This window comes from Thiomicrorhabdus cannonii, assembly GCF_013391695.1.
GTDB lineage: Bacteria > Pseudomonadota > Gammaproteobacteria > Thiomicrospirales > Thiomicrospiraceae > Thiomicrorhabdus > Thiomicrorhabdus cannonii.
In genome coordinates this window covers 557,773-582,948 of sequence record NZ_JACBGH010000001.1, presented here as the reverse complement: position 1 = coordinate 582,948, position 25,176 = coordinate 557,773, and the positions used below count along the sequence as shown (strand labels likewise).

Below are 25,176 nucleotides of genomic sequence, written 5' to 3'. Positions count from 1 at the left end.
CGACCTCAATGATTATTGGATTTGATCCAACAGGAACTGCACAATGGTCGGCACCGGGCGACCGGTTGCCCCCTTATTGGCTCCGCTGACCCACGCCGTGCCGGCAATGTCCAGGTGCGCCCAGGAAACCTCTTTGGTAAAGCGCGCCAGAAACTGCGCGGCGGTGATGCTGCCGCCGGCACGGCCGCCGATATTGGCCATGTCGGCAAAGTTGGATTTCAACTGCTCGTCCCACTCTTCGCCCAGCGGCATCTGCCAGACGCGGTCGTAGGTTTTTTGCCCGGCGGCGATCAGGGCATCGGCCAATGTTTGGTCATTGGCCATCAAGCCGGAAACGTGGTGACCCAAGGCGATAATGCAGGCGCCGGTCAAGGTCGCCATATCGACGATTTTGCAAGGCTTGTAGGTTTGCTGGGTGTAAGTCAGCGCGTCGCACAGAATCAGGCGGCCTTCGGCGTCGGTGTTGAGGATTTCGATGGTTTGGCCTGACAAGGAGGTGACCACGTCGCCCGGTTTGATGGCATTGCCGGACGGCATGTTTTCGGTGGCGGGAATCACGCCGACCACATTCATCTTGGGTTTAAGCTCGCCCAACGCCTTGAACACACCCAGCACCGCCGCCGCGCCGCCCATATCGTATTTCATCTCGTCCATGTCGGCACCCGGCTTCAAAGAGATACCGCCGGTGTCGAAAGTCACGCCTTTACCGACCAGGGCAATCGGGGCTTCATCGCTGCCGCCCTGATAAGAGAGGCAAATCATCTTAGGCGGAGTCTGGCTGCCTTGCGCGACCGCCATAAACGACCCCATGCCCATTTCGATCATCTCTTCGCGATCCAGAATATGGGTCTCAAAACCGTAAGTGCTGCCCAGCTCTTTGGCGGTGTTGGCCAGATGCGTCGGGGTGCAGAAGTTGCTCGGCATGTTCGCCAGATCCTGCGTCAGCGCCATACCGATCGCGGTGGCCTGGCCTTGCGTCATGGCGGCTTCGTTGGTTGGGTTGGCTTCGGCGGCAAAGACCATCGCGTTCAGTTTAGGGTCTTTGGCATGGTGCTCGCCGCGGCTTTCGTGGGCATAGTCGTAGCAGCTTTGCTGGAACACCTGCGCGTTCTGGCGAATCGCCCAGGGCAGGTCGAAGCCGTTGGGCTGGACTTGCGCCAACAGGTTCAGGGCCGTTTGCGCGCCGCTGTTTTCAATCGCCGTGGCAGCCGCTTTAAGCGCGCTTAAATAGGCTTTAACCGAGAGTTTTTCGGCCTCCCCCAAGCCGACCAGCAGAATACGTTTGGGGCCGGTGCCGGTTTGCACCAGCAGCAGCGTTTTGCCGGGTTTGGCGCTGAAGTCGCCGCTGTCGACCAGCTGGCTGACCTGATCCTGTAGGTCGGCCTGAAAGTCGCTGACGCTCTGATCCAGCGTGCCGTCGGCGAATACCGGAGCAATCAGCGTGTCGAAATGTTGGGCGTGGGCATTCAAGCTAAAAGAGAGTCGTTTCATGGAAAAGCCTTTGTTTAAAAACCGTTTGGGGTGCGTTGTTTTGTATAATGCGTTAAATGTCTGCTACCCGGCCTGTTGAGTTTTTGCGGTAAAAATCCGGCAAAAACCCTTAGGCGTTGGCGGGGACGGAATTTCACCATTTTAATGATTTTGGAGCCGTTTTGTAACGGAATTACGGGGTTTTTAGCGTTTGCGTATTCTCGATAAGTATCTGTTGAAAGAGCTGGCCGCCACCTTTGCGGCGGTGCTGGCGGTATTGCTGCTGATTACCTTCGGCACCGAGACCACCAAACTGCTGGCGCTGGCGGTGGAAGGCAAATTGCCGGCCTCGATTGTGTTTCAGGTGTTGCTGCTTAAAATCCCGCCGGCGCTGGAGGTGATTCTGCCGCTGGTGGCGTTGTTGGCGGTAATGCTGGCGGTGGGGCGTCTGTATCAGGATCACGAAATGGTGGTGCTGAACAGCTGCGGCGTGGCGCCGCGCTATTTTCAGAAGGTGCTGTTTTGGTTTCTGTTGCCGCTGGTGCTGCTGACGGGTTGGATTACGCTGGTGGTCACCCCGTGGAGTTATCAGCAGGAAACGCAGCTGGTGCGTGAGGCGCAGAGCAGTGCGCCGTTTGCCGGGCTGGTGTCCGGCAAGTTCAATACCCTGCCCAACAATAAAGGGGTGTTGTATGCCAAACAGATTGACGCCGAAGGGCAGATGAAAGAGGTCTGGATTCAATACCGCGACACCCAGCGCGATCTGGTGTTGAGCGCGCCTTTGGGGCGGTTTGAATGGATTAATAATCGTCTGGCGCTGGTGTTGCTGAACGGCAAAAGTTATGAAGGGCTGCACGGCGGCAGCGAAACGCTGACGGTGCAGCATTTCGAGCGTTTCGAAGGCTATTTGCCGGAAATCGAGGCGGCCGCCCAGCAGAAAACCAAAGCCGTCTGGGCTCCGACCGCGACGCTGTGGGCCTCGGGAACCGCCGAGGACATGGCGTTGCTGCAATGGCGAGTGGCGGTGCCGTTGAGTATTCTGGTACTGGGACTGCTGGGGCTGAAGTTGAGCAAAACCGGCCCGCGTGAAGGGCGTTTCGCCAAGCTGTTTATCGCGATTGTGCTCTATGTGGTCTATACCCAGCTGCTGGTGACATTGCGTGACGGCGTCAGCAACGGCGGCATTCCGTTGGCTGTGGGCCTGTGGCCGGTACCGCTGGCGTTTCTGCTTTACGCGCTGTGGCAGCCCGGTAAACCAAAACGCGCTGTGCTGGGGCGCTCAAAAAGAGGAGCCAAGGCATGAACCGCATAGAACGCTATTTGGGGAGCGTGGTGTTTGGCCACACCTTGTTGGTGTGGCTGGTGCTGCTGGTGATTCTCGGCTTTTCGGAGTTTATGATTCAGCTCGGCAAGCTGGATGAAACCTATACGCTTGCCAAAGGGGCGCTTTATACGCTGTTGAAACTGCCGGTGTACGGTTACGAGATTTTTCCGGTGGCCCTGCTGATCGGCACTTTGATGGGATTGGGCGGTTTGGCCAACCAATCGGAGTTGACGGTATTGCGCGTGACCGGCTGGTCAGTCGGACGCATTCTGTTGGGCGTGCTCAAAACGGCGTTGCTGATGTGGCTGGTGGTGGCCATGATGGGCGAGTGGCTGGCGCCGCAGAGTGAAACCTATGCCAAGAAGCTGCGCAGCGAAGCCTTGCAGCAGGGCTTTTCCATCGGCAGCGGCAGCGGTTTCTGGCTGAAAGACCCGCAGCGTTTCATTCATGTGAAGCAGGCGGTCTCTCCCACGGAGTTGCGTAACGTGACCATTTATGAGCAGAAAAACGGCGACATCTCGCAGGTCTGGCAGGCTAAAAAGGCGGTGTTCGAGAACGGAGGCTGGCAGTTGCAAGCCGTTAATCAACAGGCGTTATCTTTTGCTGTCACACAACCTCAGGGTATTACGGCAGGCGAAGTCGCCTGGCCGCCACGCCTGCAGTGGCAGCAGCAAACGCTGAAAACCCTGCCGTTGGATTTTCCGCTGCAGCCCGAGGTGCTGGAGAGCCTGAATATCGAGAGCCGTTATATGAGCTTGTGGGGCTTGCGCGGTTATATCGGGTTTTTGCAGGACAATGATCTGGATGCGTCCGAATATCAGTTGGCATTTTGGCGCAAGCTGGCCATGCCGTTGGTGGTGATCGGTTTGATTGCGATTGTCTTTCCGCTGATTTTCGGTTCGCAACGTCAGGTGAGTATGGGGCAGCGTGTGTTTGTGGGGATTTTGATCGGCATGGGCTTTCATCTGCTCAATCAGATGTTTGGCAATCTCAGTATCGTTTACCACCTGCCGGCCGTTGTCGGGGCCTTTTTGCCCGCGGTGACGGTGATTGCCCTGGCCGTCTTGTGGTTAAAGCGCGTGCGCTGAAAACCTTCGCAAAAACTCAACAGGCCGGGTCGCTTTGCTGTTACCCGGCCTGTTCAGCCGGTCTGTTGTGTTTATTCGGCGACTAACTGTTCCATTTTGTAAACGCCTGCTTTGCCGCCGAGGGTTTCGGCCAGAAACGGCAGGGCGGTTTGCATCTCCTTCCATAAAGTCCACGGCGGATTCACCACAATCATGCCGCTGGAGGTCATGCCGCGTCCGGCGGTGTCGGCCTGCAGACCGAGTTCAAACACCTGGATATTGCGGATGCCGCTGGTCTGTATCGCCTTGAGCATTCTGTCGATCTGCTTGCGCTGCACCACCGGATACCAGATAGCGTAAGTGCCGGTAGCAAAACGTTTGTGGCACGCCTTTAACACTTCAACCACACGGTCATAGTCGCTTTTGATTTCATACGGCGGGTCAATCAGGACCAAGCCACGGCGTTCTCTGGGCGGCATGGCGGCAATCGCGCTTTGAAAGCCGTCCTGATTGAAGACTTTAATACGGCGGTCGCCCTTGAAATTGCCCGCCAAGGTTTGGTGTTCGCGCGGATGCAGTTCGCACAGCGTGAGACGGTCGTATTCGCCGAGCAGATGCGCGGCAAACCACGGCGAACCTGGGTAGTGGCTGAGTGCCGACCCGGCCTGTTGAGTTTTGTTTTCGGCCTGAAAGCCGCGCACGGTTTGCACGTACTGCGCCACGCTTTCGGGCAGGTTGGCCTGTTCCCACAGTTTGCCGATGCCGTTTTCGTATTCGCGGTTCTTTTGCGCTTCACTCTGATTCAAACTGAAACCACCCGGTCCGGAATGGGTGTCCAGATAAAACAGCGGTTTGGGTTTTTGGGTCAGATAGTTCAGCGTGTGAACCAGAATGGTGTGCTTGAGCACATCGGCAAAATTGCCGGCGTGGAAAGAGTGCAGGTAGCTGAGCATAGTTTTACCGTGGTTGCGTGGAGCGTTTAAGGGCGCGGTGCGCTTAAAACCGGCATTATAACGGTTTTAAACGCCGTTTTAGTGATTTAGATTTTCACTGTCAAAGCCGTTGGCATGGCGTTTTAGAAACTCTGTCATCGCCGCGCTGTCGAGCGGACAGCTGAAGAGATAGCCTTGCAGTTCGTCACAGTCGCGCGCTTTCAACAGCGCCAGTTGTTCGGGGGTTTCGACGCCTTCGGCGATGGTCTTGAGATTCAAGCTTTTCGCCAGACTGATAATCGCCTCAACAATCGCCAGGTCCTCGACATCCACCGTCAAGTCGCGTACAAAAGACTGGTCGATTTTGAGTTTGGTGGCATGGAAACGCTTCAGATAACTTAACGAGGAGTAGCCGGTGCCGAAATCGTCGATGGCGATTTTGATGCCTTTGTGCGTCAGTTGTTCAAAGATTTTAATGGCGCTTTCCGGGTTGGACATGGTGACGCTTTCAGTCAGTTCGATTTCCAGATGCTCGGGGGAGACGCCGCTCTCCTCGAGCGCCTTGAAAATCTGCTTGGGCAAATCGGGCTGGCGCAGCTGCACGGCCGACAGGTTGACGGCGATGACAAAGGGTTCGATTCCTTGCGATAGCCAGGCTTTGTGCTGTTGGAGCGCGGTTTGCAGAATCCATTCGCCTAGCGCAATAATCTGGCCGCTGTGTTCGGCCACCGGAATGAATTCCATCGGCGAGATGGCACCCATTTGCGGATGGTGCCAGCGCAACAGCGCTTCGACCCCGATGATTTTATGGCTCTGGGCATCTATCTGCGGCTGATAATGCAGTGACATTTCGTTGCGTTCAACCGCCTGGCGCAGGGCGCTTTCGATTTGCATCAGGCGTGAGGCGTGGGCCTGCATCTGCGGGGTAAAGAAGCGGTAGTTGTTACGCCCGTCATGCTTGGCTTGATACATGGCGGCATCGGCGTTCTTTAGCAATGTATAAGCGTCGTTACCGTCCTGCGGATAGGTGACAATGCCGATGGAGGGGGTGATAAAGAGGTCGTAATGCTCGACTTCCACTTTCTGGGCAACCGCCTCGACCATCTTTTGAGCCACGTGGGCGGCGCCGTTTTCATCGGTGTCCGGCAGTATCACGATAAACTCGTCGCCGCCTTGACGCGCCAGGGTGTCTTCGGCACGCAGCACCTGCGACATGCGAGCGCTGATTTCTACCAGCAATTCATCGCCGATATGGTGTCCCAGGGTGTCGTTGACGTTCTTGAAGTGATCCAGGTCAATGAACAGCAGAGCCACTGCGCGCCCGCTGCGTTCGGCGACTTTGAGACTCTGCTGCAGACGGTCCATCAGCAGCTGGCGGTTGGCCAGGCCGGTCAGCGGGTCGTTGTGTGCCAGCCGCTGTATTTTCTCTTCGGAGGCTTTGACCGCGGAAATGTCGGTGAACATGGCGACATATTCGGTGACCTCGCCTTTGCTGTTGGTGCCGCAGCTGATGGAGAGCCATTCGGGGAAGATTTCGCCGTTTTTGCGGCGGTTCCAGACCTCTCCCTGCCAGAAGCCCTGTTTTTTGATGGTTGTCCACATCTCATCGTAGAACGCTTTGGTATGTCTTCCCGATGCCAGTAGATGCGGGGTTTTGCCCTGGATTTCCTCGAGGGTATAGCCGCTGATTTGCGTGAAGGCCTGGTTGACCATCAGGATTTTCTGGTCAGGATCGGTAATCATGATGCCTTCCTGACTCTGTTCAAACACCTTGGAGGCGAGTTGGATTTTGGCGTCCTTCTCTTTGCGTTCGGTCACGTCGGTAATGAAACCGTGCCAGAGAACCGAGCCGTCGGCTTCTTTTTGCGGCATGGCATTTCCCTGCAGCCAGCGAACTGTGCCGTCATCGAACTTGACGCGGTATTCCAGATGCCAAAGCGAGAGTGTCAGGGCGGAGTGTTCGATCGAGCGGCCGACGTTCTCAAAATCATCCGGGTGGATAATACCGAAGACTTTGGCTGCACTGCTTTGGGCTTCCTCAGGGCTAAGGCGATAGATGTCGCGGATGGCCTCGCTCGCAAACGGAAAATAGGTTTTTCCGTCGGGGGTGAGTTTGAACTGGTAGATAACACCGGGCAGATGAGCGGCGATTTTTTGCAGTCGGTCCAGGGCTTCCTGACGCTCGGCTTCAATACGTTGATGTTCTCGTTTGTGCGCGAATTCGTTAAGCGCAAAACCGATGTCGGTGGCCATTTCAAGCAACAGTTCCTGAGCCGGTTGGTCGAAAGCGTCGCGGGTGTCGGAATAGATATTCAGCGCGCCCACCACGCGGCCATGACGGTGCAGCGGCAATGAGGCCGAAGACTGCCAGCCAAAACGTTGGGCGCGTTCATGCCAGGCGGCTGTTCTGGGGTCGTGCTGAAAATCCTGGCACCAGTAGGGGTGGTTTTCGCGCACGGCGATGCCCGTTGGGCCTTGGCCGCTGGGGGCATCGGCGTCGATGGAAATCTGAATCTGCTCCAGATATTGGCAGTACTCGTCACGTTCTGCAAAATTGGCGACGGGTTGAACGGACTGCGTGGCCTCGTCGAGCATCCCGATCCAGGCCATTTTCATGCCGCCATATTGCACGGCTATCTGACAGACCTGGTGGAACAATTCCTCTTCTGACTGGCAGTGCACAATCGCTTCATTGGTCTGGCTCATGGCCGAATAGAGGTTGGCCAGGCGTTCCAGTTTTAACTCCGCATTTTTGCGTTCGGTAATGTCGCGCGCGACGCCCAACACGCCAATCACTTGCCCGTTTTCGTCACGCAGCGGCGTTTTGATGGTGGAAAACAGCCCGGTATAACCGTTGGCTGCAAACGTCAGCCACTCTTCGTTTTCGGTGGGTTTGTCCTGCAGCATGGCATTGAGGTCGTGTTTGCGGAAAAAGTCCGCAAGGTCTTTGTCCACAAAATCGTAATCGCTTTTGCCGAGGATATTCTCTTCTGGGGTGTTGTAGAGTTTTTCGAATTGCGGATTGCAGCTCAAATAAATGCCATCAGCGTCTTTTAACCAGACCAAATCGGGGATGGTTTTAAACAGCGATTTTAGCAACATGTGTTGCGACATATGCGGGGTTGCGCTTAAAGGGCGTGCCTGGATGAAATTTTCTCGTTTAATAAAGATAGCCGCCAAAACAAGAATGGACAGCAACAGAGCCCATACCATCCAATCGGACGAAGCGGTCGTATTGTCCGCATAGAGTGAAAAGGAAAGGATAAGAATCAGTATCGTTTGTATCAGATAGAGGGAATTTCGCATGGCGCAATCGGAAAAAATTAATCTAAATGTTTTGTATTGTCAGAAACATAGGGGGGCTTATGCTTTTCCTGCGTTCCTGTGGGGGCGTAAATTGCCTAACGGCATCTTACCTTAAAGTGGGTGAGGAGTGGATAAGATTCATGTGGTCTTAAGGTGTGAATCTGCAAATGGCGTCGCTCATAGTGTGGTGATGCGAAATGCGAGGCTTTTGACTATGAGCGTTTTTAGATGGAGGGCGCTGTTAATTGCCGATTTTGGACATCAGACGTTGATAGGCCTGGTCAAGCGTCTGCTGGTCGGCTTGGTTGGCGTTTTGATCTTTGAGTACCTGGTTAAAATCCGTATAGGGGTATTTCATCATCACGTATGCCTTGTAGACGCCCCCAATCGGTTCCACTTTCTGCTTGACCAGTTCCGCACCCGACAGATTGACCTTGTCGATAAAGTTATTGATGACGTAGCGATATTGGCCTTCACCCGAACCCGTCATGGTGTCTTCCCCTGAGAGTTCCGATTTCATGGTTTGCGCCAGCTCATAAGAGGCTTGGAGTTTGGCTTTACGCATGGCGTTCACCAGATCGGTATCAGAGGCCAGGCCCACGCCATAAAATCCTGTGGCATCGGCTTTGGGTGGTTCAATCACCCAGTCAGGCAATGACTCCATCTCTTTTTCCATGGCGGCTTGGGTTTTTTCCGCCTGCTCCTGGCGGGCTTCTGCTCTGATTTGTTCGGCTTCGGCCTGGTCTTCGGCAATGTCAGCTGCGGTGGGTGTGCTTGAACAGCCGCTGAGACTTGTTACCAGCGTAGCGGCGAACAGGCCGGCGAATAACTGTAGATGGATAGGTTTCGGTTTAAATTTAAATAGCATGGTGCACCTCCTTGTTTGAATAGTTGTTTCAATAATAGTACGGAATTATGCAAAAAAAATGATTTGATGGTGAATATGTCGTATTGGGGCTTGAATGAAATCGGGAATGGTGTAATTTTGCATTGTGTTCCCGCCATCGTTCAGGCGGCGGTTCGATTTCATTCATGATTAGGTAGCGTTATGTATTTTCTGAAAGTCACCTTCTGTGTTGCGCTGGTTGGTTTGTTGGCCGGCTGTTCGACGACCACTCAGATTCAGTATTTGGAACCGGCTGAAGTTCCGATGGCCGCGGCATTAAAACAGATTGCGGTAAATGATTTTGACAACGACAGCGTTGGATTGGCAGGCAGGGTCGAAACCAAACTCCATGAAACGGTTTTGAATAATCAGCCCTATTTCAAGGTGCTAAGTCGCCAAAATATCGAGCAGTTGATTGCGGAACAAAAACTCCAATATTCCGGACTCACACCCGAACAGAAATCGGTCCGCTTGGGCGAGTTGATCGGCGCCCAGGCCTTTGTGATGGGGGAGGTGACATCCAAGGGGTATCAGGATAAATGGTACACGGAGGAGCGCTCCGAATGTGCCGATAAAAAATGCAAAGAGTTACGCAGGTATAAGGTTCCTTGTAAGAGTCGTACCTTCACCTTGAGCGCACACATTAAAATGATCTCGGTCGAAACCGCGCAAATCATCTACAGCGGGGATTTGAACCGTTCCGGTGATTGGAGCACTTGTTCCGACAGGAATTATCAGTTTCCGATGTCCGCTGAAGTCTGGCAGTCTTATGCGGACAGCATTGCCGAGGAGTTTGTGAACAAGATCGCACCCAGATATGTGTATAAACAAATCAAGCTGCTAGACGAACCGGATATTTCCTATACGGCATCGCAACAGAGCGATCTGGAACAAGGTATTGCGTTTGTGGAAGCTAATCGTCTCGATAAGGCAGAAGCACTGTTTAGCCAGCTGGTGTTTGAAACGCAATCAAACTCCGCTACCGCCAACTATAATCTGGGGGTGGTCAAGGAAGCCCAAGGTGAATACCAAGAAGCCAAGCGTTTATATGTGCTTGCCGACCGATTGCAAAAAGAGCCGGTGGACGAAATCAATCAGGCCCTGATAAGAATTGACGCGGCGATGGCTAATCATCAACAGGCAATGAAACAAATTGAACACTAATCTCGCGCTGCAAAGGGTGCAGGAAAAAACCTCCGCATTCGTTTTGATTTTGTTAAGCGGGGTGCTGGCGAGTGGTTGCCAGCACAAGGTCGCGGAGGTCAAGCCCGCAGTGGTGACACCTGCATGGTTAACTGCGCCGCCTTCACAGGATGGCAACAGTTTGTATGGCTCGGGTGTCGGCAAAACCAGAGAGGAGGCGATTGAAGCCGCGTTGAGTGATGTGGCCGCCAAGTTGGGAACGGAGATTCAAGCCACCACAAAGCTCACCACCATTCATGCCTCCTCGGCCTATCGTTATACTCAAGAAGAAACGCAGCAAACCATTGAATCGAGTATTCGTAAAATCACCTTGAATCAATATGAACTGGTGGCGTTGCAAGCGTTGGGATACCAGCGTTTTGCCGCCTTGGTTCGCTCAGACAAGGCGCTTCTGGCGCACTCCTTGCAGCGCGAATTGGATCAACAGCTTCGCCAATATCGTACGGCGCTAAAAGCGCTTTCGTCCATAGGCTTTCGACGCGTTCTGTTTTTTGAGAAAGAACAGCAGGGTCTGGCGACGTTCAGCAACAATCTTGCGGCGTTGGTGACTCTCGAACCGTTGCGTGAGGTAGGGCTTTATCAGGATTATCTGCATGAGGTGCGAGCCTCCCTGGAGGCATCAAGACAGCAGACAATCTTTTCAATCCAAGGTCCGGAAATCCCCGATTATGTTCGCAAAGCACTGACCAATAAGCTACTGCAAGCCGGATTTATGGTGACGCAATCACCTTCAGAGGCGACTGATCAAATAACGGTTAAGACAAATCTTAATCAGGATTGGGCTTATGATTTTGTGGTGCTACGAGAAACAATCGAAATGAATACGGCGGAGGATGGAACCCTAATTGGCGGCGTTTTATTTGTGGTTAAAGGCCAAGGGCTGACCACTAAGCAGGCCAGGCAGCAGTTGTTTAGCGCTTTAAACACACGCTTTGAGCAGTCCAGTCTTGAGGTATCATTGGGAATACACCAGTAATAGCGGCTGCGTCTGTTTTTTACGGGTAATAAAAAAGCCAGGCTTCAAATCCACTCTAAGTGGTTGAAATACCTGGCTTTATAATTTGGCTCCCCAACCTGGACTCGAACCAGGGACATACGGATTAACAGTCCGGTGTTCTACCGACTGAACTATTGGGGAGTGGTAGAACCAAGCTATCGCTTGATGAGTGCGTATTATAGAGAGTTGAAAATGCTTTGCAAGCGTTTTTTATAATTTTTTTTGAGATAGAAAACGATGCCTAGCAAGGCTTGCAGCCGGGTTTTAATAACTGGTTGATTTTTTTGTTAAAGCCCATAAATGCCCGGTTTTTATTCTCAAAATGGGCTTTTATGGGCGTATTTTAATGCGCACGCCATCTTCCACCGCATCGCTCGGATGGTTAATGATGATTTGCTTTTCGGACAGGCCGGTAAGCACCTGTGCGGTCAGGCCGTTGCGCTGTCCCAAGGTCACCATTTGACGTTTGGCCAGGCCGTTTTCAATGGTAAACACCGCCCAACCGTTTTCATAGCGGAAAAGCGCGCTGGAAGGAATCTGTAACACTTGGTCTTCATGCCAGAGAATAAATTTGGCCTCCACTCGGTAGCCATCGCCCAAACGCTGCCATTTTTCTGCCGGGGAAACAAAGTCGGAAATCACCAGGACACGCTGTTCTTCAACACCGAGTGCGGACACTTTGGTGAAGCCAACCGGTTCGATTCTTCTGACGCGGCCTTCCAACGGCTCATCGCCGCCCCAGCGGTCAAACAGCACCTTCATGCCGGGTTTGATTTTGACGGCATCCGGCGAGAGCACGTCCACTTCGACTTCCAGTGCGGTCGGGTCGCCCACTTCGAGTAAGGATTCACCGACGGTGACGGGGCCTTCGCATTCACGAGATACCTTTAGAATTTTGCCGTCAATAGGCGAGGTGATGGCAACGCGCTCCAGCGAAAGGGCCTTGGTTTGTTTGCTGTCGGCACCGGAGTAGCTCAAGGCGGTCTGCGCGGCTTGCAGTTCGTATTGTGCAACCTTAACGGCAAAGTCGGCAGAACGTTTGGAGGCGGCAGCGGTCAGAGCAGCGGTTTTGGCTTGATCAAACACTTCCTGCGATACCAGGCCTTTTTCGATTAAAGGGCCGTAGCGGCGGTATTTGTCTTCAGCGAGTTGGGCGGAAGCAGCGGCGGCACGCGCCTGTTCCTTGGCAGCCAGCAAGGCGGCGCTGGCAGCTTGCACCTGGGCTTCGGCCTGCGCACGGCTGCGGGCATCGAGTACCGGGGATTCCAATGGAGTGATGCCGAGCAGTTCATGCCCGCGCGCTACGTCATCCCCCACCTTGAGATGCATGCGGCAGGTCATGCCGTTGATGGGGGCGGAAATCACATAGCGGTCGATAACACGCGTGCGGCCTTCTTCTTCAATGGTGACGGTGAGCGGTGCGCGTTTGACGATGGCGCTTTCCACCAGCACGGCTTGCGGCCAAAAGCCCCAAATGAGCAGGCCGGTAATGAGCAGGCCGGTGATCAGGATCCCTGGATGGTTGCGCACGGGATTTTGCATGGATTACTCCTTGGTTTTTAATACCGCTACCATATCAAGCTGCGTTATATTTCGCCAGATGAGAATGGCCGACAGCAGACTGGAAACGATGACCACGCTGGCGGCAAAGGCATAGACATCGGGTTCCAATACCAGCGGAATGCGGTAGAGGTCGCTTTCGAATTTAAGGGCGAGATAGGCGCATAATCCAATGCCGAATAGAAAGCCGATGGGAATGGCCGCCAAAGTCAGCAGGCCGAGTTCGCCAAGCAGGATATAGGCGACTTCGCCTTGGGTGAAGCCGAGCACGCGCAAGCTGGCGAGTTCGCGGTTGCGTTCGGAAAGGGCGATGCGTATGCTGTTGTAGATGACGCCAAAGGCGATGCTGCCGCCCAGCAGCGTACTGATAAAGGTGAAAAACAGGATGGTGTCGTCCATCATCTCGTAAAACCCTTCAACGGAGGAGCGCTGCTCGACCGCACCGATCACGCGCGGCATCTCCTTGAGTTTGGCGTACACCTGTTTGCGGTAGTGTTCATCGACCTTGAGATAGGCGCCGGAGATGGCGTCGCCCTCTTTCAGCAGGCGGTTAAGCGTGCTGCGCTGCATATAGACGTTCATGCCCAGATATTGTTTGGCGGTGCCGACGACGGGGATTTGCAACGTCGGACGGTTGCCCTCCAGCACCTCTACCGTGAGCATATCTCCCGGTTGGATATGGAGTTGTTGGGCAAGATAATCGGTGATGATGACGCCTTCTTCGGGCAGTTTGATCTCTTTAAGCTCCTGATCCAGCAGTCTGACCAGCTGGCTGCCGGGTTCGATACCGCTGATGCTGGTGCGATAGCTGCGGTGTTCGAACTTGAGGCGGACGCTGGCATTGCGAAAGCCTTCGGCATGTTCCACACCTTGCAGGCTTTCGAGCGAATGCAGCGCGCGGTGCGCGGTGGGTTCCGAAAACAGCGCCATAAAATCTTCACGCTGGCTCAAGTTGTATTGCACATCCACCATCTCGTTGATGGCGCTTTCCTGAAAACTGCCTACCATCATAATGCCGCACGACATGGCGATGCCGAGTGTCGTCAAAAACGATTTAAGCGGGCGGCGTTCAATGTGGCGCAGAATCATGCGCGAGGGTTGCGAGAAGCGTTTCTGCAAGCCGAGTCGCTCAATCAGTGTTATGCGGTAGACCGTCGGCTGCTCGGGGCGCATTCCCTGCGCCGGCGGGAGTTTGATGGCTTTTTGCACGGCATAGAGCGTGCCGATCATCGCCACCAGAATGCTCACCAGCGCGGCAAACGCGATCACATGCGGTTCGAGCACGTAGTGCATGAAGGGGAAACTGTAAATATCCATATAAAGATGGCTCAAGCCGACGCCCATCCAGATGCCGAGGAAAATACCGATAACGATCCCCAGGGCCACAATCATCAGCACCAGTTTGCTGTAGTGCAGGCCGACGTCAAGGTTGCTGTAACCAAAGGCCTTCAAAATCGAAATCTGTTCGCGCTCCAATGAGATCAGGCGGCTGATGACCACATTGAGCAGAAACGCCGCCACCCCGAAAAAGATAATCGGAAACATGGTCGCCATGTTTTGCAGACCCTTGAGCTCTTCGGCAATGAAACGGTTGGAGAGTTGGTCCTTGCGCGCGTAAGCCCCCGTGCCGCCATAGGGTTTGAGGATGTCGTCGAGACGGTCGATCACATCCTGCTCGTTGGCGTCCTGGCTGAGGGTCAAGGTGACATTGTTGAAGGCCCCGGCCATATCGAAGGCGCTGGCCAAAGGCGCGCGCGCCATCCACATCACGCCGTAGCTTTTATAGTCGGGAAACATGGCGCCGGGGGCGATCTGCGAGATATATTCGGGTGAAAAGCCGGAGCCGACAATCGTCAGGGTTTTACTGCGTCCGTTGATGACCGCGCGCAGCTTGTCGCCGAGTTGCAGGTGGTGCGCATCGGCAAATTCCTGGCTGATGATGATCTCATTGTCACGGCCCGGTTCCAGCATGCGGCCGTCGCGCAGATAAAGGCGGTTGAGCAGCCCCAGGCTGTTTTCGGGCAGGGAGATCAGATGGCCGCTGATCGGGTCGAGGTAGTCTTCGACGTCGATATTGACGTAGGCGACCACGCGGGTTTCGACCTTGTCGACGCCGGGAATGGCCTCGATGCGTTTGGCGACGGACAGCGGGGCGCGTTTCAGCGACGCGAATACCTCGGCGAAATGGTGTTCGCGGTAGTAGCTTTCGCGGGTCTCGTAGAGCGAATCATAGGTGCTCAACGACATGATGAAAATGGCGACGCCGCTGACAATGACCATGGCGATGGCAATGGCCTGCATCCGCATCCGCCAGAGTTCGCGCCAGAGTTTGATGTCGATGGCCAGCATGACGGCTACCAGCTCAATTCACGCGGATCAACGCGCGATGCATTGCGGTGAATGTCGGTAATGCGGCCGTCTGCCAGGTGGATGACCCGGTCGGCCATCTGCGCAATGCCAGCGTTATGGGTAATGATGGCGGTGGTGGTGCCCAGCGTTTTGTTGACTTGCTGCAGGGCTTCGAGCACCAGAATGCCGGTTTGCGAATCGAGCGCGCCGGTGGGTTCGTCGCACAGCAATACGTCGGGATTTTTGGCGATGGCGCGGGCGATGGCCACGCGCTGCTGCTCGCCGCCGGAGAGCTGGGCGGGAAAGTGGTTGAGGCGTTCGCCCAGACCCACCAGCGCCAGCGCCTCTTCGGGCGGCATGGGATTTCTGGCAATTTCGGTCACCACGGCGACGTTTTCGCGTGCCGTGAGACTCGGAATGAGGTTGTAAAACTGGAAGACGAAACCGACATGGTAGCGGCGGTATTCGGTCAGCTGGCTTTCGCTGGCTTGCGTCAGGTCATGCGCACCATATAACACCTGACCGCTTGTCGGCGTGTCGAGCCCGCCGAGAATGTTCAATAAGGTGGATTTGCCGCTGCCGGACGCGCCCAGTAAAACCGCCAACTCGCCCTGATAGAGATCAAGCTCGATACCGCGCAGCGCATGCACCTGAACCTCGCCCATCTGGTAAGTTTTGGTGACGTCATGAACATGAAATACAACGGATTGGCTGGTGCTTGATGGATTCACGGGGTTGTCCTTCTATTGCAAATTGAGTATAGCAATTTTTATCGGCCATGCCGCTGGTTGTTTGTGGTTTTGAAACCGGCTTGTCGCGAACGGGTTGATTTTTGGATGAAAACGGCCACAACCTTTTATAATTCATGCATTATCCAACCGGGATGGACGCTGTGCAGGAGAGGTTAGCGTGAAAGGAATTGTTTTAGCCGGCGGCACCGGAACGCGCTTGTATCCGTTGACTAGAGGCGTGTCGAAGCAGTTGGTGCCGATTTACGACAAGCCGATGATCTACTATCCGCTGTCGGTGCTGATGCTGGCCGGGATTCGCGATATTCTGATTATCACCACGCCGGAAGACCAGGCCGGTTTTCAGCGTCTGCTGGGCGACGGCTCGGAGCTGGGGCTTCGGTTTGAGTATGTGGTGCAGCCGTCGGCGGACGGCATTGCGCAGGCCTTTATTCTGGGCAGGGAGTTTGTGGGGGAGGACGATGTCTGCCTGATTCTGGGCGACAATATCTATTACGGACACGAATTGCGCAAGCTCTTGCAGCGTGCCGTGCAAGGTGTCAAAACCCAAAACCAGGCGACCATTTTCGGCTATCACGTGCAGAACCCCGAGCGTTACGGTGTGGCGGAGTTTGACGCCGCCGGTAAGGTGGTGTCGATCGAAGAAAAGCCGTTGCAGCCCAAGTCGGGTTATGCGGTGACCGGACTGTATTTTTACCCCAACGATGTGTTGCAGAAAGCCGCCGCCGTCAAGCCGTCCAAACGGGGTGAACTGGAGATCACCGATGTCAATCAGCGCTATCTGGCGGAAGGGCGTTTGCAGCTTGAAACCCTGGGGCGCGGCTTTGCCTGGCTGGATACGGGCACGCATGAGAGTCTGCTGGAGGCCTCGATGTTTATCGAGGTGATTGAAAAACGTCAGGGGCTGAAAGTGGCCTGTTTGGAAGAGATCGCTTTTGAAATGGGCTATATCAGCCAGGCGCAGTTGATGGCGCTAGCCGAGCCGTTGGCCAAAAACCAGTACGGCCAATATCTGTTAAAAAGGGCGCAGGAAGGGAGGCTTTAGTGGAGTTTATCAGACAGGCCATTCCCGAGGTCGTATTGATTAAGCCGCAGGTATTGGGCGACGCACGCGGCTATTTTGTGGAAACCTTCCGTCAGGACCGGTTGGCAGAGGCGATCGGTTATCAGGTGAATTTCTGTCAGGACAATGAATCCAAGTCGTCCTATGGCGTGTTGCGCGGTTTGCATTATCAACTGCCGCCCTATGCCCAAAATAAACTGGTGCGGGTGGTGGCAGGCAAGGTGCTGGACATTGCGGTGGACATTCGCCACGGCAGCCCGACGTTCGGGCAGCATGTGTCCACCGAGTTGAGCGGCGAAAACAAACAGCAGCTGTTTGTGCCGGAAGGGTTTGCGCATGGCTTTGTGGTGTTGAGCGAAACGGCCATTGTCGCTTATAAGGTTGATCACTACTATGCACCCGAGCACGAGCGCGGCTTGGCTTACGATGATCCGGCTTTGCAGATTGATTGGCGACTTCCCGCAAACGCTCTGATATTGTCCGCCAAGGATCGCCATCAACCCGGCCTGTTGAGTTTGCCAAAGGCGTTTGAATACGGTGCGAAATCCCATGCTTAAGGTGCTGGTGATCGGTAAAAACGGCCAGTTGGGGCGCAGTCTGCAAGCCGTGGCGCCGCAGTTTGCGGATTTATCGCTGACCTTTGTGGGGCGCGATGCGTTGGATTTGAGCAGGCCGGGTAGCATCGAAGCGACGTTGTTGCGCTATGACTTTGATGTGGTGATCAATTGTGCGGCCTATACGGTGGTAGACCGCGCCGAAAGCGAGGTCGAACAGGCCTCCGATGTGAATTACCGCGCTCTGAAGTTTATTGTGAGGGCGGTCAAACAGAAACACGCCAGCCTCATCCAGATTTCGACCGATTACGTGTTTAACGGCAAAGCCGGCCAGCCTTATGATGAGAACGCCAAAACCGACCCGCTGAATCACTACGGCTTCACCAAGTTGAAAGCCGAGCAGCTGGTATTGAAGCAGATGCCGCAAAATGCCTGGGTGGTTCGCACCGGCTGGCTCTATTCGGAATACGGTAGCAATTTTGTAAAAACAATGCTGCGTCTGGGCAGAGCGCAAGGCGCGGTGCAAGTGGTGTGCGATCAGATCGGTTCGCCCACCTATGCGCGGGATCTGGCCTGTGCCGTTTTGCAGATGATTGAAAAAGCCCGTTTCGGCGAGGCGGAAAGGCTCTCGCAAATCTACCATTACAGCAATGAAGGTGTGGCTTCATGGTTTGATTTTGCGCAGGCGGTTTTTGAACAGGCCGGGTTGGCGGTTGCGGTGAAGCCGATTGCATCCACGGAGTATCCCACGCCCGCCAAACGCCCGCATTACAGCGTGCTCGACAAAGCGAAAATCAAGTGCGATTTTGATTTGCAGATTCCGTATTGGCGCGATTCTCTGAAAATGTGTTTGCAAGCTCTGGGAGAAATGACTTTGGGAGAGCGGGTATGAAGATTCTGGTGACCGGCGGTGCCGGCTTTATCGGTAGTGCGCTGGTACGTCATCTGATTCATGACACCGAGCATGCTGTGGTCAATGTGGACAAACTCACCTATGCCGGCAATCTCGAATCGTTAAATTCGGTCAGCGGCAGTGCGCGTTATGCGTTTGAGCAGGTCGATATCTGCGATGCGGCGGAGATGAAGCGCGTGTTCAACCATTATCGGCCCGACATCGTGATGCACCTGGCGGCGGAGTCGCATGTGGACCGATCGATTACCCGGCCTGCCGAGTTTATTCAAACCAATATCGTCGGTACTTATACGTTGTTGGAGCAGGCACGGGCGTACTGGGCGGGCTTGGAGGGCGAAGCAAAAGCCAATTTCCGCTTTCATCACGTTTCCACCGACGAAGTCTACGGCGATTTGCCGCACCCGGATGAGATCGAAAATACCGCTGAATTGCCGCTGTTCGACGAACACGCCGCCTATGCGCCAAGCTCGCCTTATTCGGCGAGTAAAGCCGCGTCCGACCATCTGGTGCGCGCCTGGCATCGAACCTACGGTTTGCCGATACTTGTCACTCACTGTTCCAATAACTACGGCCCCTATCATTTCCCCGAAAAACTGATTCCGTTGATGATTTTGAATGCGTTGCAAGGCAAGCCTTTGCCGGTTTACGGCAAGGGCGATCAAATCCGCGACTGGCTCTATGTGGAAGACCATGCGCGGGCGCTGCTGTTGGTGGCCATGCAGGGCAAGGTCGGCGAAACCTACAATATCGGCGGGCACAATGAAAAACAGAATATCGAGGTGGTTAAAAGCATTTGTGCCATTCTGGATGAGCTGAAGCCACAGGCCGAATCTTACGCCAACCTCATCACCCATGTGGCCGACCGACCCGGGCATGACCGACGTTATGCGATTGATGCTCGCAAAATGCAAAACGAACTGGGGTGGACGCCAGACGAAAGTTTTGAATCGGGACTCCGCAAAACGGTGCAATGGTATCTGAACCATCTCGACTGGTGCCAGAGTATTGCGTAATAGTCAGTATGTTTTTCGGATGTTAATGCAATCCGGCAGCCGCTGATTTTTGACGTTTTAGCCTGTCAAGTTTCATTAAAACCGCAAATTTTTGCAGAAAATCAGCCCCGATCGACTCCCGGATCGGGGTTTTTTAATAAAACCCTATGGTTTTATTTTTATCTTGTATTTCAATATCTTATCTTTTAATTGTTCAGGCCTGAACAGCCATATATATAGAGATTGCTCAATCTTTTCTATCATCTCTTTCAATTAGTCAATAGCTTTGCCTGTCCATAACATTGCACTTGAATTTATTTCAACTCCACAAACAAGGAGAGCATCTATGGCAAGTAAAACGTTTAACGCTGGTGTACAAGATTACCAGCTGACTTATTGGACTCCAGACTACACCCCGCTGGATACAGATTTATTGGCGTGTTTCAAGGTGGTTCCTCAGGAAGGGGTGCCGCGTGAAGAAGCCGCCGCCGCCGTCGCCGCCGAATCGTCAACCGGAACCTGGACGACGGTTTGGACCGATTTGTTGACCGACATGGAATTCTACAAAGGTCGCGCCTACCGCATCGAAGACGTGCCGGGGGACAGCAAAGCATTCTACGCGTTTATCGCCTATCCGCTGGATCTTTTTGAAGAAGGTTCGGTCGTTAACGTTCTGACCTCTCTGGTGGGTAACGTTTTTGGATTCAAGGCGGTGCGTTCGCTGCGTCTGGAGGACATCCGCTTCCCGATCGCGTTCATCAAAACCTGCGGCGGTCCGCCATCGGGGATTCAGGTTGAGCGTGACAAGCTGAACAAATACGGCCGTCCGATGCTGGGTTGTACCATCAAGCCGAAACTCGGTCTGTCTGCCAAGAACTATGGTCGTGCGGTTTATGAGTGTCTTCGCGGCGGTCTGGATTTGACCAAGGATGACGAGAACATCAACTCCCAGCCTTTCCAGCGCTGGCAGAACCGCTTTGAGTTCGTGGCAGAAGCCGTCGACAAGGCAACCCGCGAAACGGGCGAGCGTAAGGGCCACTACCTGAACGTGACCGCCGGTACGGTGGAAGAGATGCTCAAGCGTGCGCAGTTTGCGAAAGATCTGGGTCAGCCGATCATCATGCACGACTTCTTGACTGCCGGTTTTACCGCCAACACCACACTGGCCAACTGGTGTCGTGACAATGGCATGTTGCTGCACATTCACCGCGCCATGCACGCCGTAATCGACCGTAACCCGATGCACGGTATCCACTTCCGCGTCTTGGCGAAGTGTCTGCGTCTGTCGGGCGGTGACCACCTGCATACGGGGACGGTTGTGGGCAAGTTGGAAGGCGATCGCGCCTCGACCTTAGGTTTCGTTGATCAGCTGCGCGAATCGTTTGTTCCGGAAGACCGTTCACGCGGCGTATTCTTCGATCAGGATTGGGGCTCCATGCCGGGCGTGATGGCGGTTGCTTCCGGTGGTATCCACGTATGGCACATGCCGGCGCTGGTGAATATCTTCGGCGATGATTCGGTGCTGCAGTTCGGTGGCGGTACACAAGGTCACCCGGGCGGTAACGCCGCCGGTGCCGCAGCTAACCGTGTGGCGTTGGAAGCCTGTGTTAAGGCGCGTAACGAAGGACGTGATCTGGAAAGAGAAGGTGGGGACATCTTGCGAGATGCGGCCCGTCACAGCAAAGAACTGGCGGTTGCTCTTGAAACTTGGAAAGAGATCAAGTTTGAGTTCGACACGGTTGACAAATTGGATGTGAAGTAATCGCACTTCCGTACTAACAGAATCCTAAAAATGATAAGGAGATAAAGATGTCAATTCAATCTGATGACTATCGTACAAAGCACACGTTAGAGACTTTCTCTTTCCTTCCTGAATTGAGCGCGGATGAGATCTACGACCAGATCGTCTACATCATCAACCAGGGTTGGACACCGGCTCTTGAGCACGAAGCACCGGAAAGCGCATCGGCGCATTACTGGGGAATGTGGAAATTGCCGATGTTCGGTACGCGTGACCCGAATGAAGTATTGAGAGAGCTGGATGCCTGCCGTTCGGCGTATCCAAACCACTTGATCCGTCTGATCGGCTATGACAACTACACCCAGTGTCAAGGTCACAACTTCGTGGTTTACCGTCCGCGCGGCATGTGATAGTGCCGCGTAGTACACGAATCCACGAGTGATTAACGAGTTAGAAAGACTATAGGAGGCTTTAGCATGAGTGCAAACAATGCTCAAAGCGGTCGAGCAGCGGCCATTGCGCGCCGTAAAGCTCAGGTGAACGGAAAAGGTGCGCAGCCCACGGCAGCGCCTACAGTGCCAAGAAGCGCTGCAGCCGTCGCTGAACCTGTTGTCGTGGCTTCTTCTTTCGAGCCTTCTGAACCGTCCGCTCGTCGTCAGGTTTCGGTTGTTGCCGCCCCGGTGGCGTCGGCAGCCGGACGTGAAGCGGCGAGATTGAAAAGACAGCAGCAGAAGAACGGCAAGGGTGGCGTCGAGTCGGCCAAGCCCATGCCTCACCCTAAGGCAAAAGCGAAGCAGAAGCCGGAAGAGCCGATTATCGAGGTTCGTCAGGTTAAGACGGAGAAACCGGCAAGCCGCCAGGATCGCCGTATCGCCGTGAAGCCCGAGGTGGCAGCCGTTCAGCCGAGCGGTCGTCTTCAGTCGAAGGCGTATCGCCAGGCGCAGGCCAAAGGCAAAATCGCCCAGGAGGCGTACAAGTCCAAAGGGTCGAGCCAGTCGGGCGCCAAAGCCAAACTGGCCAATCCGGATGCCTCGACACGCGAGATTGCCAAACAGGTGCGCGCCGAACGCTGCAGCCGCGGCAAGACCTGTTCGACCGGGATGAAGCGTCCCAGCCGACAGGCGAGAAGCAATGAGACGGCACCGCAAAAGGTCGGCGAATCGCAGACTTTAAGCGGTCAGACTGTGTCGGGAACGCTGGTCGGTCAAGGCAAGCAGAAAATGACCGGGGCTGAAACGGGCGCTTGTCAGTTGGTGAGCGGTACCGAATATCTGGGGTCCGAGGAGTTTGCAGGGCGTTGCGCCTCAAAACCCTCCGCGATGCCGGCCAAGGTAACGCAAACCCAGACCACGCGTGGTCTGGTGGTGAGCGGCTCAACCGGGGTCGGGCGTAGCGAGAAGATGACAGGAAACGAACCGGGCAGCTGCTCGGCGATCACCGGCACCGAGTATTTGCCGGCCGATCAAAGCGAGATGTTTTGCGGGGCGACCGCTCCCAAGTCGAAACCGATGGGGTTTTCGGTCATGTCGCAGCCGTCCCAGCAGAAAGCGAGCAAGGTGACCGGAGGCGAGAGCCGTCAATCGCAGTCGATTACGATCAAGCCGAAAACACCTGCCAAGACGCCGCAAAAGGTGGTGTCTTCGCAGACCGCCAAAGGCACCAATACCACGGGCACGCAGGTTGGACGCCTACAGGCGGTGACAGGCACGGAGCGCGGCAGCTGCAAAGCGGTGACCGGTACGGGTTACCAAAGTGCGGAAGAAGCCGAAGTGCTGTGTCAAATGCCGGCGGTGGAAACCGCGACCAAGGTGGTGGCTTCCGGCACCCAGAAGGGGCAGAAGATCACCGGTGACCGCAGCGGCGGCACGTCGAATATGACGGGCGGTCAGGCTGGTTCCTGTCAGACGGTCACGGGCACGCCCTATGTGGGGGTTGAGCAGGCAGCAAGTTGCAGCGCGCCGCGACAAGCGGAAATGCAGCAACGTCGCCGTCAAGGCGCAAACCCTGCGATATCGGGGGTTCAACCGGGGCTGCAAGGCTTGACCGGTGCGCAGAAAGGCGCTTGCAAACTGGTAACGGGCAACCCTTACCTGGGTGCGGACCAGACGGCCATGGTGTGTGAAACGGGCAATGCCGCGATGCCGGGGGAGTCGGATTTTCCGACGCTCATCGGACAAGCGACGATGCCGGTGGCCATGACCGAAGCGGTGGCGGATCAGGGAGCAAAAATTACCGGTGACGGATGGGATCGCGGTTCCAAAGTCACCGGTACGGACGGCCCTTGGGCGGCACAGCGCAACGCCTCGATCAGAGGCGCTAAAGGACAGGCCCCGATGGGAGCCGGTCAGTTCAAACGCGCCAATTTTGAATTGCCGATGAGTCCGATTACGGGGTCATCCGGCAACACGGATACGGGGGCGAAAGTCACTCTGTCCGGTGGCGCGAGAGCGTAAACAAGTAACTGAATAATTGGGTGTTTTGATGAATCGTTCAAAAAGTAATTATCGTCAAAAGTCATTGTTTTGGAAGCCGATCGAGTTCAAACCGCAGTGGCAGCAGGATTCAACTGCTCATGGAAGTCAGGCTGGCGCTGCGGACGTGGATGCGAACGGTGGAATGCAAAGCATGCAGACGGCTTGGTCAATGACCGGCACCCATGTTTTGGTGAATGAACGACAGAACGAATGGCTGCGCCAGTATGAAGTGGCCGTCAAATCGCGTTTTGATGATATCGGACCGGTTTTGAAGGCGATTTTATCCCAGCAGAGTCAGAGCGGTTTTGTCGGTTGGGCTAACCAACAGCTGTTTGCAAAGTTGGGTGTGCGCTTGGCGGAACAGGATTGGCTATCGGCATTGAAGATGCCGTCGCAGATAGGTTTTCAGGTTCTGTATGCAAAGACCCTCTTTGCCCAGTTTATGAGAATGTCGGAAGAGTTTTTTATTAAAGACCCGTTGGAGGGTCAGAAAAAACATGAGGCGGAACGTATTTTTAGACAGGCCGGGTTCCACGCCGTGGGGGTTGCTCCTTGTGCAGACGGACGTTTGGCGCACATTCTAAGTTACGTGCTGCGCTTGCCTTATGCCCTGGCAAGACGCAAGGCACACGCCGGCGCACTGTTCGACGTGAGTGAAAGCGTGCGTAATTGGGTATTTATAGAACACACACGATTTCGTGAAGGTAAGCCCAATGCGGCAGATGAACCGACACGTTATCTGAAAATTGCGGTCTATCACTTTTCAAAAGCCGATCCGTCCCATCAGGGCTGTGCGGCACATGGCAGTGATGACCAGAAAGCGGCGCAAGCGGCTTTACAGAAACTCAACGATTTTAAACAGGCGATCGAGAACCGCTTCGGTTGCGGCTCGACGGTACAAACGCTGCTGCTCGGATTGAATACGGATGACGACAGTCTGAAGGTACATGTTCCGAATGGCAGAGGCGAGGTGTGCTTAAGCCGTTATGTGGAGACCGCACAGCTCTATCAGGCGACCTTGAACTTGCCTGAGAACGAGGCGAAGCAAACTCTGGCGGCGGCGTTGAATAGCTGCAATCAGGACAAGGGGGCGACAGCGCCACAGGAAGAAATGGTGACGCTGCTCGGTTGGTTGATTGCGAATAATTTTTCGCAGATTGCTTATGTGAACCGTTACGAGAACGGCTGCTACAGCGATATTGGACATGCAGAACGCTTTATCGGCGTCGGCAATGGTTTTGAAGAGGTGCAGCTGCGTAACCTGAGTTATTACAGCTTTCTCGATACGGTTGAGGAAGGGGTGAATGACGTGGATGTCGGCATCAAGATTTTCAAGGGCCTGAATGTGAAACAGGGCTTGCCGATCCCGATCATTATCCGCTGTGATTACGATGGCCGAGTGCCGGAGTCCAGAGAGCGTGCACAAGCCAAGGCGTTACGTATCGAAAAGGCCTTGCATAACCGTTATCAGGAGTTGGCCGCGGCAGGGTTGCTACAGACCATGCCGACGCTCAGGGATTATACCGGTTGCCGGCCTGCTGAAAGATTAGCCGGTCTGGCGGATACACCGGCTGCCTTTAAAAGTGCATGAAAGGA

At 54.7% G+C, this 25,176-nt stretch carries 19 protein-coding genes and 1 tRNA gene; 12 read left to right on the top strand and 8 right to left on the bottom strand.

The window, feature by feature from the left end; translation table 11 throughout:
• Window positions 1-12: 12 nt before the first annotated feature.
• Window positions 13-1,491 (bottom strand): leucyl aminopeptidase, encoded by a 1,479-nt coding sequence (locus tag HZ297_RS02810; RefSeq protein ID WP_178861449.1) that lies wholly within the window; start codon window positions 1,489-1,491, stop codon window positions 13-15.
• A 190-nt stretch (window positions 1,492-1,681) separates the two neighbouring features.
• Here HZ297_RS02810 and lptF point away from each other — a divergent pair, with 190 nt between their 5' ends.
• On the top strand, window positions 1,682-2,773 hold the full coding sequence (lptF, locus tag HZ297_RS02805; protein WP_178861448.1) for an LPS export ABC transporter permease LptF: 1,092 nt from the start codon (window positions 1,682-1,684) through the stop codon (window positions 2,771-2,773).
• Window positions 2,770-3,882 carry an LPS export ABC transporter permease LptG gene (gene lptG / locus HZ297_RS02800; protein WP_178861447.1) on the top strand — a complete coding sequence of 371 codons (1,113 nt, stop codon included), beginning with the start codon at window positions 2,770-2,772 and terminating at the stop codon, window positions 3,880-3,882. The genes lptF and lptG overlap by 4 nt, the downstream gene beginning before the upstream one ends.
• 71 nt (window positions 3,883-3,953) lie before the next feature.
• Here the strand turns inward: lptG and HZ297_RS02795 are convergent, their stop codons facing one another.
• The 3 genes from HZ297_RS02795 to HZ297_RS02785 all read right to left on the bottom strand — a co-directional run bounded on the left by HZ297_RS02795 (window position 3,954) and on the right by HZ297_RS02785 (window position 8,967).
• Window positions 3,954-4,814 carry a 23S rRNA (adenine(2030)-N(6))-methyltransferase RlmJ gene (locus HZ297_RS02795; RefSeq protein ID WP_178861446.1) on the bottom strand — a complete coding sequence of 287 codons (861 nt, stop codon included), beginning with the start codon at window positions 4,812-4,814 and terminating at the stop codon, window positions 3,954-3,956.
• Between the two features lie 78 nt (window positions 4,815-4,892).
• Complete coding sequence (locus tag HZ297_RS02790; RefSeq protein ID WP_178861445.1) at window positions 4,893-7,907, bottom strand: bifunctional diguanylate cyclase/phosphodiesterase; 3,015 nt, start codon at window positions 7,905-7,907, stop codon at window positions 4,893-4,895.
• Between the two features lie 433 nt (window positions 7,908-8,340).
• On the bottom strand, window positions 8,341-8,967 hold the full coding sequence (locus HZ297_RS02785) for a hypothetical protein (RefSeq protein WP_178861444.1): 627 nt from the start codon (window positions 8,965-8,967) through the stop codon (window positions 8,341-8,343).
• 180 nt (window positions 8,968-9,147) lie between these two features.
• On the opposite strand from HZ297_RS02785, the gene HZ297_RS02780 reads away from it, so the two are divergent.
• Window positions 9,148-10,149 carry a CsgG/HfaB family protein gene (locus HZ297_RS02780; protein ID WP_178861443.1) on the top strand — a complete coding sequence of 334 codons (1,002 nt, stop codon included), beginning with the start codon at window positions 9,148-9,150 and terminating at the stop codon, window positions 10,147-10,149.
• Window positions 10,139-11,164, top strand: a complete 1,026-nt coding sequence (locus HZ297_RS02775; RefSeq protein ID WP_178861442.1) for an LPP20 family lipoprotein — start codon at window positions 10,139-10,141, stop codon at window positions 11,162-11,164. Before HZ297_RS02780 ends, HZ297_RS02775 begins: the two co-directional genes overlap by 11 nt.
• 86 nt (window positions 11,165-11,250) lie before the next feature.
• On the opposite strand, the gene HZ297_RS02770 is transcribed toward HZ297_RS02775, so the two are convergent.
• The 4 genes from HZ297_RS02770 to HZ297_RS02755 form a co-directional block, all read right to left on the bottom strand.
• Window positions 11,251-11,326 (bottom strand) — tRNA-Asn (locus tag HZ297_RS02770).
• 189 nt (window positions 11,327-11,515) lie between these two features.
• Complete coding sequence (locus HZ297_RS02765; protein ID WP_178861441.1) at window positions 11,516-12,727, bottom strand: efflux RND transporter periplasmic adaptor subunit; 1,212 nt, start codon at window positions 12,725-12,727, stop codon at window positions 11,516-11,518.
• A 3-nt stretch (window positions 12,728-12,730) separates the two neighbouring features.
• Window positions 12,731-15,094 (bottom strand): ABC transporter permease, encoded by a 2,364-nt coding sequence (locus HZ297_RS02760; protein WP_178861440.1) that lies wholly within the window; start codon window positions 15,092-15,094, stop codon window positions 12,731-12,733.
• Window positions 15,095-15,099: 5 nt separating this feature from the next.
• Entirely contained in the window at window positions 15,100-15,825 is a 726-nt protein-coding gene (locus HZ297_RS02755) for an ABC transporter ATP-binding protein (protein WP_343034756.1), read from the bottom strand.
• A 178-nt stretch (window positions 15,826-16,003) separates the two neighbouring features.
• Between HZ297_RS02755 and rfbA the strand changes: the two genes are divergently transcribed.
• The 8 genes from rfbA to HZ297_RS02715 all read left to right on the top strand — a co-directional run bounded on the left by rfbA (window position 16,004) and on the right by HZ297_RS02715 (window position 25,171).
• Window positions 16,004-16,888, top strand: coding sequence for a glucose-1-phosphate thymidylyltransferase RfbA (rfbA, locus tag HZ297_RS02750; RefSeq protein WP_178861439.1), 885 nt, complete (start codon window positions 16,004-16,006; stop codon window positions 16,886-16,888).
• Window positions 16,888-17,463 carry a dTDP-4-dehydrorhamnose 3,5-epimerase gene (gene rfbC / locus HZ297_RS02745; RefSeq protein ID WP_178861438.1) on the top strand — a complete coding sequence of 192 codons (576 nt, stop codon included), beginning with the start codon at window positions 16,888-16,890 and terminating at the stop codon, window positions 17,461-17,463. Before rfbA ends, rfbC begins: the two co-directional genes overlap by 1 nt.
• The gene (rfbD, locus tag HZ297_RS02740) at window positions 17,456-18,352 is read left to right on the top strand and encodes a dTDP-4-dehydrorhamnose reductase (protein WP_178861437.1); all 897 of its coding nucleotides are present in this window, start codon (window positions 17,456-17,458) and stop codon (window positions 18,350-18,352) included. Before rfbC ends, rfbD begins: the two co-directional genes overlap by 8 nt.
• A complete protein-coding gene (gene rfbB, locus HZ297_RS02735; protein ID WP_178861436.1) occupies window positions 18,349-19,386 on the top strand; it encodes a dTDP-glucose 4,6-dehydratase in 1,038 nt (345 codons plus the stop codon). The genes rfbD and rfbB overlap by 4 nt, the downstream gene beginning before the upstream one ends.
• Before the next feature lie 325 nt (window positions 19,387-19,711).
• Entirely contained in the window at window positions 19,712-21,127 is a 1,416-nt protein-coding gene (locus HZ297_RS02730; protein ID WP_178861435.1) for a form I ribulose bisphosphate carboxylase large subunit, read from the top strand.
• 47 nt (window positions 21,128-21,174) lie between these two features.
• On the top strand, window positions 21,175-21,516 hold the full coding sequence (locus tag HZ297_RS02725; RefSeq protein ID WP_178861434.1) for a ribulose bisphosphate carboxylase small subunit: 342 nt from the start codon (window positions 21,175-21,177) through the stop codon (window positions 21,514-21,516).
• Window positions 21,517-21,582: 66 nt separating this feature from the next.
• The gene (gene csoS2, locus HZ297_RS02720) at window positions 21,583-23,559 is read left to right on the top strand and encodes an alpha-carboxysome scaffolding protein CsoS2 (protein WP_178861433.1); all 1,977 of its coding nucleotides are present in this window, start codon (window positions 21,583-21,585) and stop codon (window positions 23,557-23,559) included.
• Between the two features lie 28 nt (window positions 23,560-23,587).
• Window positions 23,588-25,171, top strand: a complete 1,584-nt coding sequence (locus tag HZ297_RS02715) for a carboxysome shell carbonic anhydrase (protein ID WP_178861432.1) — start codon at window positions 23,588-23,590, stop codon at window positions 25,169-25,171.
• The last annotated feature ends 5 nt before the right edge of the window (window positions 25,172-25,176 follow it).

What these genes read in the sequence shown, in the direction of transcription:
- HZ297_RS02810 (WP_178861449.1), bottom strand. Translation starts at nt 1,491, where the DNA reads ATGAAACGACTCTCTTTTAGCTTGAATGCCCACGCCCAACATTTCGAC.
- lptG (WP_178861447.1), top strand. Translation starts at nt 2,770, where the DNA reads ATGAACCGCATAGAACGCTATTTGGGGAGCGTGGTGTTTGGCCACACC.
- HZ297_RS02795 (WP_178861446.1), bottom strand. Translation starts at nt 4,814, where the DNA reads ATGCTCAGCTACCTGCACTCTTTCCACGCCGGCAATTTTGCCGATGTG.
- HZ297_RS02790 (WP_178861445.1), bottom strand. Translation starts at nt 7,907, where the DNA reads ATGTCGCAACACATGTTGCTAAAATCGCTGTTTAAAACCATCCCCGAT.
- HZ297_RS02785 (WP_178861444.1), bottom strand. Translation starts at nt 8,967, where the DNA reads ATGCTATTTAAATTTAAACCGAAACCTATCCATCTACAGTTATTCGCC.
- HZ297_RS02780 (WP_178861443.1), top strand. Translation starts at nt 9,148, where the DNA reads ATGTATTTTCTGAAAGTCACCTTCTGTGTTGCGCTGGTTGGTTTGTTG.
- HZ297_RS02765 (WP_178861441.1), bottom strand. Translation starts at nt 12,727, where the DNA reads ATGCAAAATCCCGTGCGCAACCATCCAGGGATCCTGATCACCGGCCTG.
- HZ297_RS02760 (WP_178861440.1), bottom strand. Translation starts at nt 15,094, where the DNA reads ATGCTGGCCATCGACATCAAACTCTGGCGCGAACTCTGGCGGATGCGG.
- rfbD (WP_178861437.1), top strand. Translation starts at nt 17,456, where the DNA reads ATGCTTAAGGTGCTGGTGATCGGTAAAAACGGCCAGTTGGGGCGCAGT.
- rfbB (WP_178861436.1), top strand. Translation starts at nt 18,349, where the DNA reads ATGAAGATTCTGGTGACCGGCGGTGCCGGCTTTATCGGTAGTGCGCTG.
- HZ297_RS02730 (WP_178861435.1), top strand. Translation starts at nt 19,712, where the DNA reads ATGGCAAGTAAAACGTTTAACGCTGGTGTACAAGATTACCAGCTGACT.
- HZ297_RS02725 (WP_178861434.1), top strand. Translation starts at nt 21,175, where the DNA reads ATGTCAATTCAATCTGATGACTATCGTACAAAGCACACGTTAGAGACT.
- csoS2 (WP_178861433.1), top strand. Translation starts at nt 21,583, where the DNA reads ATGAGTGCAAACAATGCTCAAAGCGGTCGAGCAGCGGCCATTGCGCGC.
- HZ297_RS02715 (WP_178861432.1), top strand. Translation starts at nt 23,588, where the DNA reads ATGAATCGTTCAAAAAGTAATTATCGTCAAAAGTCATTGTTTTGGAAG.